The organism is Chryseobacterium sp. FH2 (assembly GCF_001045455.1).
Taxonomy (GTDB): domain Bacteria; phylum Bacteroidota; class Bacteroidia; order Flavobacteriales; family Weeksellaceae; genus Chryseobacterium.
The window spans coordinates 174,749-193,437 of record NZ_LFNE01000006.1; the positions used below are offsets into that span (position 1 = coordinate 174,749).

Annotated in this window: 13 protein-coding genes; 6 read left to right on the forward strand and 7 right to left on the reverse strand. The window is 35.5% G+C overall.

Annotated elements, in window-relative coordinates; translation table 11 throughout:
- Positions 1-16: 16 nt before the first annotated feature.
- Together ACM39_RS11430 and ACM39_RS11435 are read right to left on the reverse strand one after the other, a co-directional pair.
- Positions 17-436, reverse strand: a complete 420-nt coding sequence (locus ACM39_RS11430) for an SH3 domain-containing protein (RefSeq protein ID WP_048511175.1) — start codon at positions 434-436, stop codon at positions 17-19.
- Positions 437-442: 6 nt separating this feature from the next.
- The gene (locus ACM39_RS11435) at positions 443-925 is read right to left on the reverse strand and encodes a BON domain-containing protein (protein WP_048511176.1); all 483 of its coding nucleotides are present in this window, start codon (positions 923-925) and stop codon (positions 443-445) included.
- A 222-nt stretch (positions 926-1,147) separates the two neighbouring features.
- Between ACM39_RS11435 and ACM39_RS11440 the strand changes: the two genes are divergently transcribed.
- Both ACM39_RS11440 and ACM39_RS11445 read left to right on the forward strand, forming a co-directional pair.
- Positions 1,148-2,404 carry a dicarboxylate/amino acid:cation symporter gene (locus ACM39_RS11440; RefSeq protein ID WP_048511177.1) on the forward strand — a complete coding sequence of 419 codons (1,257 nt, stop codon included), beginning with the start codon at positions 1,148-1,150 and terminating at the stop codon, positions 2,402-2,404.
- Between the two features lie 115 nt (positions 2,405-2,519).
- Positions 2,520-3,233 (forward strand): phytanoyl-CoA dioxygenase family protein, encoded by a 714-nt coding sequence (locus tag ACM39_RS11445; protein ID WP_048511178.1) that lies wholly within the window; start codon positions 2,520-2,522, stop codon positions 3,231-3,233.
- A gap of 71 nt (positions 3,234-3,304) precedes the next feature.
- Here the strand turns inward: ACM39_RS11445 and ACM39_RS11450 are convergent, their stop codons facing one another.
- On the reverse strand, positions 3,305-6,109 hold the full coding sequence (locus ACM39_RS11450) for a GH92 family glycosyl hydrolase (protein ID WP_082140575.1): 2,805 nt from the start codon (positions 6,107-6,109) through the stop codon (positions 3,305-3,307).
- 126 nt (positions 6,110-6,235) lie between these two features.
- Here ACM39_RS11450 and ACM39_RS11455 point away from each other — a divergent pair, with 126 nt between their 5' ends.
- On the forward strand, positions 6,236-7,342 hold the full coding sequence (locus ACM39_RS11455; protein ID WP_048511180.1) for an Mrp/NBP35 family ATP-binding protein: 1,107 nt from the start codon (positions 6,236-6,238) through the stop codon (positions 7,340-7,342).
- Between the two features lie 43 nt (positions 7,343-7,385).
- On the forward strand, positions 7,386-7,634 hold the full coding sequence (locus ACM39_RS11460) for a NifU family protein (protein WP_048511181.1): 249 nt from the start codon (positions 7,386-7,388) through the stop codon (positions 7,632-7,634).
- Positions 7,635-7,898: 264 nt separating this feature from the next.
- On the opposite strand, the gene ACM39_RS11465 is transcribed toward ACM39_RS11460, so the two are convergent.
- The 4 genes from ACM39_RS11465 to ppk1 all read right to left on the reverse strand — a co-directional run bounded on the left by ACM39_RS11465 (position 7,899) and on the right by ppk1 (position 15,113).
- Complete coding sequence (locus ACM39_RS11465) at positions 7,899-10,937, reverse strand: choice-of-anchor I family protein (protein WP_048511182.1); 3,039 nt, start codon at positions 10,935-10,937, stop codon at positions 7,899-7,901.
- Positions 10,938-11,294: 357 nt separating this feature from the next.
- Positions 11,295-11,948 carry an NAD-dependent epimerase/dehydratase family protein gene (locus ACM39_RS11470; protein WP_048511183.1) on the reverse strand — a complete coding sequence of 218 codons (654 nt, stop codon included), beginning with the start codon at positions 11,946-11,948 and terminating at the stop codon, positions 11,295-11,297.
- Positions 11,949-12,159: 211 nt separating this feature from the next.
- Positions 12,160-13,044 (reverse strand): exopolyphosphatase, encoded by an 885-nt coding sequence (locus ACM39_RS11475; RefSeq protein ID WP_048511184.1) that lies wholly within the window; start codon positions 13,042-13,044, stop codon positions 12,160-12,162.
- Positions 13,041-15,113: a polyphosphate kinase 1 gene (gene ppk1, locus ACM39_RS11480; protein ID WP_048511185.1), complete on the reverse strand. Its 2,073-nt coding sequence runs from the start codon at positions 15,111-15,113 to the stop codon at positions 13,041-13,043. Before ppk1 ends, ACM39_RS11475 begins: the two co-directional genes overlap by 4 nt.
- Positions 15,114-15,369: 256 nt before the next feature.
- On the opposite strand from ppk1, the gene dnaK reads away from it, so the two are divergent.
- Together dnaK and ACM39_RS11490 are read left to right on the forward strand one after the other, a co-directional pair.
- Positions 15,370-17,265, forward strand: a complete 1,896-nt coding sequence (dnaK, locus tag ACM39_RS11485; RefSeq protein ID WP_048511186.1) for a molecular chaperone DnaK — start codon at positions 15,370-15,372, stop codon at positions 17,263-17,265.
- A 357-nt stretch (positions 17,266-17,622) separates the two neighbouring features.
- Positions 17,623-18,687 carry a PKD domain-containing protein gene (locus tag ACM39_RS11490; protein ID WP_048511187.1) on the forward strand — a complete coding sequence of 355 codons (1,065 nt, stop codon included), beginning with the start codon at positions 17,623-17,625 and terminating at the stop codon, positions 18,685-18,687.
- Positions 18,688-18,689: the final 2 nt, after the last annotated feature.

An 18,689-nucleotide genomic window follows, 5' to 3' on the forward strand; every position in this document is an offset into this window, starting at 1 on the left:
TAATGTTAAATCTTGATTAAGCTTTCAAATATCTTGAATAAGCATATCCTTCTTGGCCGTCAGCATTTTTCACTTTCCACCAATCATCAGAAGTTTGCTCGATAAGTGTTACAGAAGACCCCTTTGCAGCTTTTCCTACTACAGCAGCTTCTGTAGAAGGCTCTTGTCTGATATTTAGGTTAGAATCTTCTGTTGCAACAGTAAGAGCTGCACCGGCAGCAAGACCAGCAACCTGCACATCAATGTTGATGTCTGAAGCAGAATAGGTAGAGTCAATAGCTCCTAAAGCATTCCAGACAGAATCTTTAGCAGCTGTATTTGAAGCTTGTCCTGAAACATAAAGGATTCCGTCTTGTTCCTGAATCTGAAGATTAGAAATTCCTGCAGATTGAGCAGCAGAAACTACGCTTGAATATTTATCTTGTAATGTGCTCATTTTGAATTATTTTACTGTGTAGTTAAAGTTTACTTTTCCGACTTTCAAAGCATCTACAGATTCTTTGATTTTTCTAGCTTGTGTAGGAGATGCATTTCCTGTCAGAGTCAATTCTCCGTTTACAACTTCTACTTTTACAGATGGGAAGTCTTTTAAAGCGTCCTTTACTTTTTGCTGAACTTCTGGAGCTACTGCAGATTGAGTCTCAACCGGCGCAGCTGCAGGAGCAACAGTAGCCATGTCCATAACCTCTTTCACGCCAGTGATAGCTTTCAATTGAGCAATCATAGCGTCTTTAGCCTGTTGTGTTTCGAAAGTTCCGCTTAGATGAGCAACACCGTCTTTTACTTCTACAGAAGCACTAGGATTAGATGTTACTACCGTAGTAGCCTGAGTTTGAAGATCAGCATCAGAAACTTTCTTTTTACAAGAAACAGCTCCGAAAGATACAGCTACAGCCAATGCAGCCATTGCGATAGTTTTTTTCATAGTTGTATATTTTTAACGTTGTTAATACAAGTAAATGTAATAATAAAATTTGTACCAAAAGGATAAAAATTAAATAAATATTTTTTAATTTTTTTACAATATTTTATAAATCAGCCGATTAATTTTAATGTATCTTAAATTTAGTATTAAAATTGCTGCCGTTTGAATGAAACTTTATGCCAATTGTAAAAATATTATATTTGCGAAACTTGAATTATTGATATGAAAGGACAGAATAAACTATTTATAGCAATTATTATTGCGCTTATCGTAGGGGTTGGAATCGGTGGATTTGTACATTTACAGTATCCTGAAAGTGCAGAACCTTTTTCTAAAAACATAAAACTTTTAGGTACGGTTTTCATCAGATTGGTACAGATGATTATTGCTCCGTTGGTTTTCACCACATTGGTAGTGGGAATTGCCAAAATGAGCGATATTAAAATGATTGGAAGGGTAGGTACAAAAGCAATGCTGTGGTTTATTTCTGCGTCTCTGATCTCTCTTTTTATTGGTTTAGTACTTGTCAACTGGATGGAACCGGGACATGTTACTAAGCTGCCGATTCAGGATGCGGCTTCTGCAGAAGAATTGTTAAAAAGCAGTAAGGGGTTCTCAATGGAAGACTTCGTAAAACATATTATCCCTAAAAGTATTTTTGAAGCTTTTGCGACCAATGAGGTTCTGCAAATCGTAGTATTTTCTATCATGTTTGGAGTTGCTTTGGCAAATTTGGGTGAAGAATATGCTAAGCCTGTTATCAAATTATTTGATATTATTGCTCACGGAATTCTTAAAATGGTGGGTTACATCATGTGGTTTGCACCACTTGGAGTTTTAGGGGCGATCGCTGCTGTGGTTGCAACGAATGGTTTTGAGATTTTCAAAGTTTATGCGGTTTACCTCAGGGATTTCTTCTTTGCATTAGGAATTCTTTGGTTAGTACTTTTATTAGCAGGGTACTTTATCTTAGGAAACCGTCTTTTTGAATTATTGAGAAGAATAAAAGCTCCGTTATTGATTGCTTTTTCAACGACAAGTTCTGAAGCAGTTTTTCCAAAACTGGTGGAAGAATTAGAAAGATTTGGTTGTAACAGCAGAATAGTGTCTTTCATTTTACCTTTAGGATATTCGTTTAATTTGGATGGAAGTATGATGTATATGACGTTTGCTTCAATTTTTATTGCTCAGATTTACGGAATCGAGATGACTTTAGGTCAACAGATAACCATGCTTTTAGTGTTAATGTTAACTTCTAAAGGTATTGCCGGGGTTCCGAGAGCATCTCTGGTAATTATTGTTGCGACCTGCTCAATGTTTGGGATTCCACCGGAGGGTATAGCATTAATTTTACCGATCGACCATTTCTGTGATATGGGAAGAAGTATGACAAACGTGCTTGGAAACGCATTGGCAACTTCTGCAGTTTCCAAATGGGAGGGGCAGTTGGAACACGGCAATGGAAACCAGAGCATTTAAATAATAAATTGTTAACTTAGTTTATGCTAATTGATGGTCAATAGGGAAGGTGTGTGATAAATCCACAAAAACGAATTCACTATTGACCATCGATTGTATATAAATTTAACTTAAAATGGATTTACGGAATCACAAAGAGTTAATTCTTGAAAAAGGTTTTACTGTTATTAACAACATTTTTTCAAATGAAGAAATTGAAAAAATAAGTGAAACTATTCAAAATATAGATACGTCAAAAGATACTTTCAGGAAATCGGAAGACCTCTTTGCGATAAGACAATTTTTAAAAGAAATTCCTGAGATTAAAGACTTAATTTTAAACGATAATATTAAAACTATTGTCAAAGAAATTTTTGGAGATAATTATTTTGTAGTAAAAAGTATTTATTTCGATAAGCCTGAAAAATCAAATTGGTATGTAGCTTATCATCAGGATTTGACTATTTCTGTTGATAAAAAAATTGAGCTAATAAATTTTGGCCCATGGACGACGAAGCAAAACCAGTTTGCAGTTCAGCCTCCTTTGGATATCCTTGAAAATGTTTACACCATTAGAATTCATTTGGATGATACTGACAAAAATAATGGAGCTTTAAAGGTTATTCCAAAATCTCACTCCAAAGGAATTTACAGGCCGGAAACAATTGATTGGAACGTAGAAACTGAGGAAATCTGCCATGTAGAAAAAGGCGGAATTATGATTATGAAACCTTTACTTCTTCATGGTTCAAACCGAACGACCAATGGGATGAAAAGAAGAGTTATTCACATCGAATTTTCTGATATAGAATTGCCTGAAAAATTAAAATGGTCGGAACGCATGGATTAATGAGAATAAAATAATAATATAAACCCCTTTGAAACGTTTCAAAGGGGTTTGTATTAATCAAATTTTCAGGATTATTTCACAGAAATTTCATCAATAAAGATATAGGCATCGCCACCGGCTCCTTGATGCCATTCCGGAAGTTTACCGAAAGGATAAGCCTTTACTTTGATATAGCGCGTTTCTGTAGGAAGAATATCCGCTGAAAAATCTTTAATCTGGACTTTCTCGTCTTTCGGATCAATTGTATTGTCAACGGTTTTTAACAGAATGAAATCTTTTCCGTTCATTGAAACGTAATATTCAACTTTTTTAGGCATTAAAATCCATGCTCTGCTGTCTTGCAGGTAGGTTGAAGACAATTTATTAATCTGTTGAGGTGAGTTCATATCAATAATTGCCTCAAAAATCTGTCCCTGATAACCATGCCATTCGCCCTTTCTCCAGTTTACATCACCATTAATACCATCAATTAAAGCTAATTTACCATTTGCGGTATATTGTGGAGTTGTAGTTGAGTTGATTGTAATATTCCAATGATTTGGTCTTCTATTGAAATTGGCTGTTACAATTGAGCTTTTTTCGCCATTTCTTTCGGCATAAGCAGAAACCTGAGTGGTTTTTGTAATAATGAAAGGTTCTTTATAAGGTTTGAAGGTTTTTCTTACATTAGCATCGTTTTCATCCATTGTCATATAATACATTTTATCTTTTGGATTTAATGGAGTGATAGCCACTTTTGTATTAATATCAAAAATTCTGTCTGCTGCAATTACCGGAGAAGCCGTTAATTCATCATATTTATAATCTTTGAAGTATTTTACATTCTCGAAACCAAGTTTTTTAAGCTCTGTTCTCCCTGTATTTTTTGTAATGGTTCGTATTGTTCCGTCTTCCAAATGAATTTTAACCTCATCAAAATATGGTGTTGTAGTCTCCCATTCTGGTAGTCCCGGCGTTACAGAATAAATTCCCATTGTACTTAGAATGTACCAGGCACTCATTTGTCCGCAGTCTTCGTTTCCAATCAAGCCGTCCGGAGTATTTTTATAAAAATTATCAAGGATATATTTGATTTTAGCATCCGTTTTTCCAGGCTTATCAACATAATTATATAAATAAGCAATGTGATGGCTGGGTTCATTTCCTTGTGCGTATTGTCCCATTAAGCCTGTGATATCTACCTGTTCTCTGCCTGTTGTTTTATCCGGAGCAGAAAAAATAGCGTCGATAAACTGTTCAAATTTTTCCTTTCCACCATGAGCTGCAATCAATCCTGGAATATCTTGTTGGACAGAATAGGAATAATGCCAAGAATTTCCTTCCGTATAATTGTTATTGACTTCTCTTGGATCAAAAGGTTCGTACCAATTTCCATTTTTTCTCGGCTGCATGAAACCATTCTTTGGATTGTAAAGGTTTTTCCAGTTTTGAGAGCGTTTCATGAAATACTGGTAATCTTCTTTTTTACCTAAAATTTTAGCCATCTGAGCGATACACCAATCATCGTAAGCATATTCTACGGTTTTTGAAACACTTTCATGTTCATCATCAATACTGATATAATTGTTTTGTTTGTAAGCATTTAAACCAAAAATATCCAACATTGCAGAATTTTTGGAAGCCTCAAATGCTTTTTCATAATCAAATCCTTGAATTCCTTTTGCCATCGCATCTGCAATCACAGAAACTGAGTGATAACCGATCATACATTCCGTTTCGTTGGAAGCCAGTTCCCAAACCGGAAGTTTTCCGCCCTGTTCATATTGTTTAATAAAAGTATTGATGAAATCTGCTGTTCTTTTTCTGTCGATTAAAGTCATCAAAGGATGTGCTGCACGGAAGGTATCCCAAAGTGAAAAAACTGAATAATAATCAAAGCCGTTTGCCGTGTGGAATTTGTTATCACGGCCTCTGTACTTTCCGTCAACGTCCATGTTGATGTTCGGTTGAGTAAAAACATGGTACATTGCTGTATAGAAAACTGCAAGTTTATCTGTATCATTTGATTTAACCTCAATTTTTGATAGCTCTTTATCCCAATCTGCAACAGCCTGCTTTTTAATGTTTTCAAAATCATTAGACTTACCTTCAGCTAACATATTTTTTCCAGCACCTTCATATCCTGTCGGAGAAATTGCCACTTTTACACTTATTTTTTCTCCTTTTTTAACATTCGCGGAAAATGCTAAGGCTAATTTCGTTCCTGTGAAAAGATTGCTTTCCTGTTTACCATTCACGTTTTTCTTTGAAATTTTCATTGGTTTTGAAAACTCAATTCTTGCATAAATGTATTGGCTGGTTGCCCAAGCTTCACTTCTTCGGAAAACTTCAATGGTTTTATCATCGATTATTTTAACTTCTCCTTCGAGCAATTTATCTCTGTGGTTCAGATCTAAAATAATATTTGCATTACCTGCACTATTGAATGTATATTCGTGATAACCGACTCTTTTTGTTGTTGTCAAACGAACATCGATGTTGTTTTTATCTAATTTTACAGAATAAAATCCTGCTGCTGCCTTTTCGTTTTTGTGTGAAAATTTTGAAGAATACTCTTGGTTATTCAAGCTTGGATTTCCCATTGTCGGCATTAGCATAATATCTCCGTAATCAGAAACTCCCGTACCGTTCAGATGGGTGTGTGAGAAACCGTAAATCACTGAATCTGAATAATGATAACCGCCACAACCGTCCCAGCTTCCATCCACTCTAGTGTCAGGTGAAAGCTGTACCATTCCGAAAGGAACAATGGCTCCCGGGAATGTATGACCGTGTCCTCCGGTACCTATAAAGGGATTTACATATTGTGAAAAGTTTTGTGAAAATGCATTATGAGCGACAATTCCTAAAAGAATAGCTAAAATTTTTTTCATCATACAAAGAATTAAATTTCGCCTAAAATACTATAAAATTTGGATTCACAAAAGAAAATATCTATCATTGCGTTTACTTATTCTAAATAGGTAAAAATTGCGTAAATTTGTAAACAATTTATTTAGTTTATGTTGACGAAAGAAAAGGTACAGGATTTCCTTAAAGAGATAGAGGTTGATGATTTGGTGAATAACCTTCAGATAATGGGTAATGACGTGTATATTGACATGACAGCCCACTCACCTGCAATGCATGAAAAGAAAAAACTTGAAGCGGCAATGAAGCAGGCTTTTGCAAGTGAATTTGGTGAAGAAGTTCATTTAAAGCTGAAGATTGTTTCTCCGGAACCGAGTGAAATTCAGCAAAGTCAGATAAAAGGAAAACAAATTCCTGGAATTCAAAATATTATTGCTATTGCTTCCGGAAAAGGGGGGGTTGGTAAGTCTACGGTTTCTGCAAATATGGCAGTTACATTGGCAAAAATGGGCTTCAAAGTAGGTTTATTAGATGCCGATATTTACGGGCCGTCTGTTCCTACAATGTTTGATACGGAAGGTCAAAAACCAATTTCTGTAGAGGTTAATGGGAAGAGCTTAATGAAACCCATCGAAAATTATGGTGTGAAAATGCTGTCAATAGGTTATTTTTCAGGTTCTAATCAGGCGGTGGTTTGGAGAGGTCCGATGGCTTCAAAAGCATTAAATCAGATGATTAGAGATGCAGCTTGGGGAGAATTAGACTTTTTATTAATAGATTTACCTCCGGGAACAGGTGATATTCACTTGTCTATCATTCAGGAAGTTCCTGTAACAGGTGCAGTGATTGTAAGTACGCCTCAGCATGTGGCTCTGGCAGATGTAAGAAAAGGTATTGCGATGTTCCAGATGGAAAGCATTAATATTCCTGTGCTTGGATTAGTCGAAAATATGGCGTATTTTACACCGGAAGAATTACCAGACAATAAATATTATATTTTTGGAAACCAGGGAGCGCAATATTTGGCAGAAGATTTGGGAATTCCTGTGCTGGGAGAAATTCCTTTAATCCAGAGCATCAGAGAAGCAGGAGATGTGGGTAGACCGGCTGCTTTGCAGGAAAATTCTAAAATTGCTGATATTTATACTGAAACTGCACGTAAAATGGTAGAGAGCCTTGTAGAAAGAAATAAAAGTCTTCCTCCGACAGAAGCCGTGAAAATTACTACAATGGCAGGCTGTTCACCGAAAGCAAAATAGTTATTTTTTTAAACCTGAAAAACCGAATTGAACAGAAAAAAATATGGAAACAAATATAACACACGAAGATACAGTAACAAGAGTAATGGAAGCTCTGGAGAGCATCAGGCCATTTTTAAATAAAGATGGTGGTGATATTGAGCTTATTGATGTGAAGGATAACTTAGTTTATGTAAAACTTTTAGGAAACTGTTCCGGATGTTCATTGAATTTTTCTACACTGAAATTAGGAGTGGAAAATACAATCAAACAGCATGCGCCGGAGATTGAAAAAGTTATAAACGTAGAATAAAAATAACAGCAAATATATTTTTAAGGCAGGTTTTTACCTGCCTTTTTTGTTAAATAGTTTTAGGTTTCGGCAAGCGGAGCTTGCCGAAACCTAAAACTATTTAACATTTAATTTAAAATAACCTATCCGAATTTGTTTGATTATTTTCCAGGTTTTTAACATGATCAATATTCTGTCCATTTTGCTAAATCTGATAAAATTTCTCAACAACAAAAAAAGCCCCGGACTCATCCGAAGCTTTTCAATCAACTAAATAATATATATCTATTTTACAATTACTCTTTTTATTTCTCCTTCAGAAGTTTTTATTATATAAACTCCTGTAGAAAGTTTTGAAGTATCAATTGTCAGAGTATTTTTCCCTTTTCCAATTAATTTTCCGGACATATCATATAATTCGTAACCTTGAGCTCTGTTGAAATATAAGGTATTTCCTTTTGCAACAGGATTTGGGAATACATTGAATGTTGCTTTCTCAGGTTTTGTTTCACTTGTTTCCAATACTGCTGAATTAGCAACTTCATACATCGATAAAGTTCCGCTGATTTCGTTAGCTATAATTACATATCCCTTTCCAGTAGTTGTATTTTCTGGAGCAATATAGATAATTCCTTCAGGGCCGTTGTCACCCCCATAAGCAGAGGTTGAACGAGAATGTTTATAATCTGTGAAAGTAGGGTTATTAGGATCTGTTATGTTGTAAACCATCACACCACCTGTCCTTTCCAATGTGATGAAAGCATAAGTTTGCCCATTAATGGTTGCTAAAGTTACACCTTCCGGTTCGGGGCCTTTTGCCCGGCTTCTGCTTTTAGCTCCATTTGATTCGTTATCAGCATTGAAAATCAAAGGATGACTGGCAGCGATATATCTTTCAAACCTGTCACCACTGTCATAAACAATCTGTTTTGTATCTGCATTAAAAATTGAAAACGAACGGGCTCCCAACGCTGCAATTTCTTCGAATTCATTATCTCCATCTGTATTTCCGGTTGCATTTGAAACCCTGAATCTTCCTAGATTGTAAGATGCTTTTAATATGGCAGATTGAGGAAAAAGCGCCGGATCTAAGATGTAATCACTTGCTCCAACAGTAGTTCTCTCGCTGAAACCGGATAAATCTTTTTCATCCCCTTCATTGGCTGTCACAATATAATTTGTACCGCCCACTTTATAGTTCTGAACCGCATCAGGAATAAAATATGCTTTTACAGGCCAGTTGGCAATTAAAACCTCTCCGTTATTGTCTGAAGCATCAAAGCCGTTTCCTGGGAGGCTCATATCTTTTTTTCCTAATCCCCAAATGCTCGTAATAGCTTTTGTAGTAAGGTTAATTTCAGCAATTGCATTATTTTCCTGAAGAGTAACCCAAGCTTTTTGACTGTCAGAACTTATCGTAACATATTCGGGTTCTAAATCTTGTGAAAGTGTATTGTTAGTTCTTACTTTTCGTAAACCTGTTGCTGTCAACGCAGCAACTTGTGAATCGAAAGCATTAAAATTAAGGGTAGTGACATTACTTTGAGTCAGATTTCCAATTCCTCCTGAGATATCAATAATACTGATGGTTCCTTCAGGGTCTACTGTGTAAGCATCGTTTGGTTCGCCTTCGTTTGCGGTAATCACTTTTGTTCCGTCTGGTGTGAAAGTTACCATATCCGGTAAGGCTCCGACAGTAACCTGCTTCAAGAAATTTCCATTAATGTCAAAGAAAACGACAGAACCATTCTGTTGAGGATTGGTATTTGGAGATGCAGCGGCAATGATTCCATTTTTTACGGCGATACTTGTAATTCCGCCATAAGGAGCCATATTTATAGTGTTAATGACCGTTGGAGTATTAGGGTTGCTAAAATTAATGATATCAAAAACATTACTAATGGAACTGATTGTAAATAATCTTTGAGTTGCAGGATCATGAACTACAATTTCCGTAGAACTGTTATTATTTCCGGACGGATCAAAACTTCCGATATAATTTAACTGGATTTGATTGGAAGGAACCGGAGCCGGTTTATCATTATCAACTATATAAACTGTAGCATTGCTGTCGCCGGAAATTGTTGCTCCAGCCGGATTTTCGAGGCTTAAAACAAAATATTCAGCCTGTTGTTCTTCCAGATTGTCATCAATAATAGGAATATTTACCGTATAGCTCGCCGTTGATGGCGTGATATTGATGGTCTGATTGGCAAAAGTAAAATCATTGCTGTTGGCTGTACTGAAAGGGGCTGGTTTTACAACTAAATTTACAGTAGAATGGGAAGGGTTGTTCACATTAATTTTAAATGCTAAACTTCCTGCATTTTCATTTACTTTAATGAAATTTTTATCTAAAGAAATCGAAGTTCCGGCTGTAGTGAAAGTGCTTGAAGTAATTGATGTTACCCCATTGTCACTGAAATCTTCAACTGTATTGGGTTTTAAGGCTAGATAATAAGTCTGGTTTGGGACTAAACCTGAAACAGGGATAATTGTAATTTTATTGTTGCTGAAAGTAGTTGTAAAGGGAACCTGAGTGCCTGTGGAATTATCCAGACGGAGCTCAACAAGATTTTGGGCATTAGAATCGGTGATTGCAGAATTGTCTGTTAATCTTACATTTTCATTGAATGAAATAGTAGGATTTACAGTGGTAGAAGCGTTATTTGTACTGTTTGTTGGTAAATAAGTTACCGTAGGTGGAGTAGTATCTGTAGTGGTGGTCGCAGTAGCATCTACTGTGAAATTGTCGAAACGATTGTTGCCTACATCTCCACCTGCACCTGTGGAAAACTCGACTTTTAATTTAAAATTAGGATTATTGGCAACGCCTGAAATTGCCGAAAAATCAAAGGTAATCAGTTGTGGATTGGCATCTTGAGGAGAAACTGTTTGATAAGGCTGGAAAGTTGTTCCATCCGTAGAATAAGACCAAGCCTGAGTTCCTGCTCCGGAACCTGACCTTCTTGTCGTGAATTTTACAACGACATTGTTGTAACCTGTTGTGGGCAAATTGAATTGTAAATTACCGTTAATAGGAAAGTTATATCTTAAATGAGTACCGGAAGGGTCTCCGTTTCTTGCGTTCAGGTTTTCAGTATTGAAATTTTGTCCTGTTCCACCTGCAAAATCAATTTCTGTGGTTCCGTTTGTGACAGCTGTCAGAGAACCATTCAGCAATGTTGATGTAGGCGCAGTGATAGTCGCAGCTGAGGTATTATTATTAAAATTCCAATAATGGATAAGAGTCTGCCCGAAAAGCCCGCCATTCAAAAAAAACGCAGCAATCACTGACCCTTTTAAAAGGTAATTTTTGATCATTTTTACTTAAATTATATTAATGCAAAAATGAACTTTCTCTTTTGTAAATATTTTAAGCGAATTTTAAATAATTCTTAACAATAATGTAATAATTGTGATTTTATGAAATATTGAAAATGAAATAAGAAGTTAAAAATTTTTACAGTTTTGCTAAATTTCAAAAAGAATTATCTTTTCCTAAATAAGAAAAGAATAATGACTTTTTAATTGCTGATTTGTTTCATTTTTTTGGTTGTGTAAGATACATCTGATTTGATGATTTCTCAATAGGATGCTTTTGCATATAAAAAAATCCTGAAATTGCTGTCAAGACTAGTAAAACGAAAATAACCAGAACAATTCTTTTTAACATTTCTTTCATATAGCTAAATTTTTGATGTCCTTAATTTCTAAAATGGAAGTAGGATAGCCCTTTTGTACCGCATTGATCATTGCTTTTCCCACTTCATGTAAAGTTAATGATTTTGAAGGTAAAAAAATAGGAAAAAGTAAAATAAAAGGTTTAAAGAACCATTTTACATTTTCCTGACCGTCAACAGGTTTCATAAATCCGGGACGGAAATTGTATTCACCCCGGAAGCCAAGTTTTTTTAAGTGATTTTCTGTTTTTCCTTTTATTCTTGCCCACATCAGTTTTCCACTTTCTGTTTTATCTGTATGTGCTCCTGAAACGTAATTGAAAACCATATCCTGATTTTGGGATAAAAGAACTTTTGCAAAGTGCAGGGTAGTATCATAAGTGATTTTGGTATAGTCCTTTTCGCTCATTCCTACACTGCTTATCCCGGCGCAAAAGAAACATGCGTTGTAACCTTTAAAATTTTCATCATTTTCATCGATTTTTAGAAAATCCGGAACAATGTACTCTTTTAATTTAACGTGTTTTTTTCCTGAAGGTTTTCTGCTTACACTCAGAATTTCTGAAACGTTCGGATTTTCCAGGCATTCCATTAGAACTCCTTCTCCTACCATTCCTGTTGCTCCTGTTATAATTATTTTGATTGGGTTCATTTCTTTATAGTTGTTATTGTGATGACGTTTCCGGGTTTACTTTTACTTTAAACTAAAAGCAAATTATATATTTTTTATAATATATTATAATGAGTAGGAAATGAAAGCTATAAAAAGTGAATTTGAGCGAAAAGTATAAGCGAAAGCTGGGAATAAATAAGAAACCAGTCACAAAATGCAACCGGTCTCAAAGTTTTTATAAGTTTAAAAATTACTTTTTATCATGTAATTTGCTGTAAATATTATGGATAAGGCCATCGGCGACAGAGATTTTAGGGACAAAAATCCTGTTGATTTCAGACCAGGACATGACATTGTTGTATATTTTCAGAGCGTGGACCAAAACATCTGCACGATCTTCCCTCAGATTATGTTTTGTCATTCTTTCCTCAACAGTAAGCTCATTCAGCTCTTTATAAACCTTTTTTAGGTGAGCCAGAGACATTGGTTTTCCGTCTTTAGTTTTGCTCATGGAGAAAACTTTGTTGATATTCCCTCCGGAGCCAATAGCTACAATTGGTTTTTTACTGTTAATATTTTTTCTGATTTCCTCTTTCATCTCTTGCCAGTTGTTTGGAGTTACCAAATTATTCAGCAAACGAATAGTCCCGATATTGAAAGATTTTTCGTATTTCATGATGTCGTTTTCATAGAAAGTAAGCTCTGTAGAACCACCTCCGACATCAACATATAAATAGGCAAATTCCTTGTCTAAACCTTCTGCCACATGATTTTCAAAAACTAAAGTTGCTTCTTCGTCTCCAGTGATAATTTCTATATTGATACCGGAAATTTTCTTCACTTCTTCAATGATATTTTGTCCGTTTGCTGCGTCTCGCATCGCACTCGTGGCACAGGCTCTGTAATGGTCGACTTTATAAATTTTCATCAAATCACTGAAAATTTTCATAGAATCAATCACCATTTTTTCTCTTTCTTCCCCGATTTTTCCTAAAGAAAAAACATCCATTCCTAATCTTAAAGGTATTCTTAAAAGATTAAGTTTAATAAATTCCGGCTGGTTATTATTGATTTTTACTTCATTGATTAAAAGTCTGGCTGCATTACTTCCTATATCTATGGCTGCAATTTTCATTTCCTGTTCGTTTTAGCTTTTAAATATTTATAAGTTTCTATTTGAGAGCGACATTCTTCTTTATCATTACTAATATATTCGTTGCTCAATTTTTTATCTAAGATACGAGCTTTTACATTGTCTCTCAACTGGATATCCAGAATATCTTTTAATTCTTTTTTTAAATTTTTATCTGTGATTTTAACTGCTGCTTCAATCCTGTAATCGAGGTTCCTTGTCATCCAGTCGGCGGAAGATATGTACATGTCTTCTGCGCCTTTATTATAAAAATACATCACTCTTGCATGTTCCAGATATTCGTCTACAATACTGATTGCTTTTATTTTTTCTTTGAAATCTTTCTGATTTACGGCACAGTAAATTCCCCTTACAATCATTCTGATCACAACTCCGGCTTGTGCTGCATCATATAATTTTAAAATCAAAGCACGGTCGCTCACAGAATTAGCTTTGATGATCATCTCCGCTTTTCTTCCTGCTTTTGCCTCTTCAATCTCTTTATCAATATGATGAACAATCTTTTCACGCATGAATTGCGGGCAAACTAATAAATTTTTACAAGTTTTCAAAACGGGAAGGTAATCTTCTTTTGGTTTCTTCAACACATTGAAAACTTTGTTGATATCTGCCATCACACCGCGGTCAGAGGTCATTACTAAATGATCACCGTATATTTTTGCTGTTTTTTCATTAAAATTTCCAGTGCTTATAAAACCGTACTGGAGAGTTTTGTTGTGCGCTCTCTTTTTTATGATACAAAGCTTTGCATGAACTTTTTTGTCAGGAATTCCTACTAAAACAGTAATTCCTTCCGGCTCAAGCATTTCTTTCCATTCTAAGTTGGATTCTTCATCGAATCTTGCCTGGAGCTCAAGCATTACTGTCACTTCTTTACCATTTCTGGCTGCATAAATTAAAGCGTTGATAATTTTTGAGCTGCTCGCCAAACGATATGCCGTAATCTGAATAGATTTTACATCCGGATCCATTGCAGCTTCACGAAGAAGATCAATGACAGGATTATATTTATGATAAGGAAAAGAGAGAAGAACATCATGTTTTAAAATAACGTCTGTCACTCTTTCGCCATGCTCAAAAGCAGGATGTGTAAAAGAAGTTCTTTCGACAGGTCTTTCATACTTTTCAAAAACATCAGGAAAATCCATGAAATGCTTAAAATTATGAATCTTACCCCCCGGAATGATGCTGTCTTTTTTCGTTAAATTTAATTTTCGGATAAGCAATTCCAGCAGAGCTTTGTCCATATCTTTATCGAAAACAAAGCGCGTTGGCTTTCCTTTTCGTCTGTTTTTCAGTCCTTTTTCAATTTTTTCGGCAAAATTGGTTCGGATGTCATTATCCAGATCCATTTCTGCATCTTTTGTTACTTTAAAAGCATTGGCTGAAAATTCGTCGTACCCGAAATAAGAGAAAATATGTGGTAAATTGAATGTAATAACATCTTCTAACAGCATTACATTTTTTTCTTCCGGATCTTCTGTGGGCAGTAGAACAAATCTTCCTACAAAACGTGACGGAATTTCAATAATCGCATAATTACTGGAATATTGCCAGTCTTTTTTTCTCATTGCAACACCCAAATAAAGACTTTTGTCTCTATAATAAGGCATTGGTGTATTTTCATGTAAAAGAATAGGAATAACATTCGACTCTACCACTTCATCAAAATATTTTCTGACAAATTCCTTTTGTTTTGCCGTTAAGTTTTTTGAAGTTTTAATAAAAACCTTATGTTCGGCCATTTCACCCTGGATTTTTTTCCAGGTTTTATCAAAATTTTGCTGCTGGCTGATAACAATGTCATTAATTTTTTGAAGGATTTTTGAAGGCGGCTGATAAAAAGATTCAGCGATCACCTTTTCTTTAAAATCCATCGCACGTTTTAATCCTGCAACGCGCACTCTGAAAAATTCATCTAAATTGTTGGAGAAAATCCCTAAAAAACGGATTCTCAGATGTAAAGGTACTTTTTCATCCATTGCTTCCTGCAAAACTCTTTCGTTGAAGGCAAGCCATGTGATATCTCTCGGATTAAAATGTAGTGACATTCGGTAGTTTATATTTTATCAAAAATAATCATTAATCAGTTTTTCATCTATTTTTTTAGGTTAAACTTTGATTAATTTTTACAGCTGTCAATGTTCAAACTGTCTTGAATAGTACACTCAAATGTAGTTTTATTGCCACGGGAAAATAAGAAAAGCTATGGATTGTGTCATTTTGTCACATCGTATTGAATGGTACAAATATTGAGAAATACTGAGTGTAATTAAATTTTAAAAAATTAGAAAAAATATAAATATTATGAGTAAAATAATTGGAATTGACTTAGGAACAACCAACTCTTGTGTTGCTGTAATGGAGGGTAAAGACCCTGTTGTTATTCCTAATGCAGAAGGAAAAAGAACAACTCCTTCTATTGTGGCATTTACAGAAGATGGAGAAAGAAAAGTAGGAGATCCTGCAAAAAGACAGGCTGTAACGAATCCAAAGAAAACAGTATATTCTATTAAAAGATTTATCGGAACTCACTTCAAAGAAGATGCTAAAGAAATTTCAAGAGTACCTTACGAAGTAGTATCCGGGCCAAATGACACTGTAAAAGTAAAAATCGACGACAGAGAATATACTCCACAGGAAATTTCTGCAATGACGCTTCAGAAGATGAAGAAAACTGCTGAAGATTACCTTGGGCAGGAAGTAACAAGAGCAGTAATCACTGTTCCTGCATATTTCAACGATGCACAAAGACAGGCTACTAAAGAAGCAGGTGAAATCGCTGGTCTTAAAGTAGAAAGAATTATCAACGAACCAACTGCTGCAGCGTTAGCTTACGGTTTGGACAAAAATCATAAAGATCAAAAAATTGCAGTTTATGACCTTGGTGGTGGTACTTTCGACGTTTCTATCCTTGATTTAGGAGACGGAGTTTTTGAAGTACTGTCTACAAATGGTGATACTCACTTAGGAGGTGATGATTTTGATGATGTGATTATCAATTGGATGGCTGACGAATTCAAAGCTGAAGAGGGTGTTGACTTAAAATCTGATGCAATTGCATTACAAAGATTGAAAGAAGCTGCTGAAAAAGCAAAAATTGAATTGTCTTCTTCTCCTCAAACTGAAATCAACTTACCATATATCACAGCTACGGCTACAGGTCCTAAACACTTGGTAAAGACTTTAACTAAAGCTAAATTCGAGCAATTATCTGCAGATTTAGTAAGAAGATCTATGGAGCCTTGTAAAAAAGCGCTTTCTGATGCCGGTCTTTCTATCTCAGATATCGATGAAGTAATCTTGGTAGGTGGTTCTACAAGAATCCCGATCATTCAGGAAGAAGTTGAAAAATTCTTTGGTAAAAAGCCGTCTAAAGGTGTTAACCCGGATGAGGTGGTAGCAATTGGTGCTGCTATTCAGGGAGGTGTTTTGACAGGTGACGTGAAAGATGTATTGCTTCTTGACGTTACCCCGCTTTCTTTAGGTATCGAAACTATGGGTTCTGTTTTCACTAAATTAATTGAAGCAAACACTACGATCCCAACTAAAAAATCTGAAACATTCTCTACAGCGTCTGACAACCAGCCGGCTGTAAGTATCAGAGTAGGACAGGGGGAAAGACCAATGTTCAATGATAACAAAGAAATCGGCAGATTTGACCTTACCGATATCCCGCCGGCACCAAGAGGAGTTCCTCAAATCGAGGTAACTTTTGATATTGATGCAAATGGTATCCTAAGTGTTTCTGCTAAAGATAAAGGTACCGGTAAAGAACAGTCTATCAAAATTCAGGCATCTTCAGGTCTTTCTGACGAAGAAATTGAAAGAATGAAGAAAGAAGCTCAGGAAAACTCTGCAGCTGATGCTAAAAGAAAAGAAGAAGTTGAGGTTTTCAACAAAGCAGACGGATTGATCTTCCAGACTGAAAAGCAATTGAAAGAATTCGGTGAGAAACTTTCCGCTGACAAAAAAGCAGCAATTGAAGCAGCTCACGCAGAATTAAAAACAGCTTTTGAAGCTAAAAATGCAGATGACGTAAAAGCTAAAACAGAAGCTTTAGACGCAGCCTGGATGGCGGCTTCAGAAGAATTATATGCTGCAGGGCAAGGCGCTCAAGGTGCAGATGCAGGAGCTCAAAACCCTGGTGGAAATGCAGGTGCTGAAGATGTACAAGACGCAGATTTTGAAGAAGTGAAATAAGGATTGATTATATCAATTATAAATAAAACCGCAGTAAACATTGTTTGCTGCGGTTTTTTATTTGTATTAATTGTACTTGTTCTATTTAACTATTCTTTATTATACATTGCGCTGTGCCTACTTGCCAAACTTTCCTATTAGGGAATATTATACATTAGTTTATATCCTTTTAGGAACCAGGATAATTAAAGCAATTTCAGAAAAGATTTAGAGTAATTTTCAGGCTTAAATAAACAAGATGAGTCTGTTTTTATGAGAAAAAATAAATAGGGAGAGAAGAAAACTATAAAATATAATTGTAAAATATTTGTACAAAATTAAAAACGTGAATATATTTGTAGGAAACACAAAAGCCAAATGAAAAAAAAGAGAATCAATTTCTTACCCAATATTGATGCCAGAATATATGTGAGCTTCGGAATTATCCTGCTCCTGAGTCTCATCTTTTTATTGTACCAATATTTTCGCCATGTTGATTGCGAAAATGCAAACTATTATATTCATGCCGATGAATATCTCGTTAATAAAGTTGTTGAGTTCAATGACAATACAAAAGGAGCCCAATCCTGGGAGTGGGATTTTGGGGATAGTACTGCTATAGACAGAAGACAACGTAGTCTTCATTCGTATAAGAAACCCGGAGAATATATTGTAAAGCTGACGATCAACGGGAATTGCACCCATGAAAAACTGGTTACCATTACCAGTATCAGCCAGCAGACGGGCTACCTTCCTGTTATAATGGCACCTGATGTGGCAACTGTGGGAGATGCAGTTTACTTCAATGCTGAAAAAGAAGGAGGGGAATCCTGGGAATGGAGCTTCGGAGAGACGGCCAATACCGATGCTTTGGGAAAATCCCCCGTTTATAAATTTAAAACAGTGGGTGATAAAAAAATCACGCTTATTGTCAACGGTGATGTTGAACATACTGCTGTTAAAACCATCTATGTTGCTCCTAAAACTATAAAAGCAAAACAAAAAATAGATATCAAATCTTACGAATACGAAAGGCCTCACTCTGCTTTTTCACTGCCACAGGGCGAGGCACAAAAAGATCCCCTGGTTGATATGCTGCAATATATTCCGGTTTCTCCAAAAACAAGATCCAAAAGAGATTCTGTAATTGCTGAGAAAAAGGCTCCTGAAATATCCAATGAACAATTCCAGCTATTGCTTAATCAGGTAGCTGCACAGGCCAAAACGAAAGATGACTTTAAAGATTACCTGTGTGGCAAATATGATATTCCGGTAGTGGTAAATGATGATAAACTGATTCCTTTTGATCAGTTCTGCCAGAATATCGCAGGAAAAAACATCAAGATTACTGCTTTAAGATTAAATAAAAATCAAAAAAACTGTATTCAAAATATCAACATCCAGTATAAAGTGAAAAAATGGATGATATGGATAAAGGAATAGAA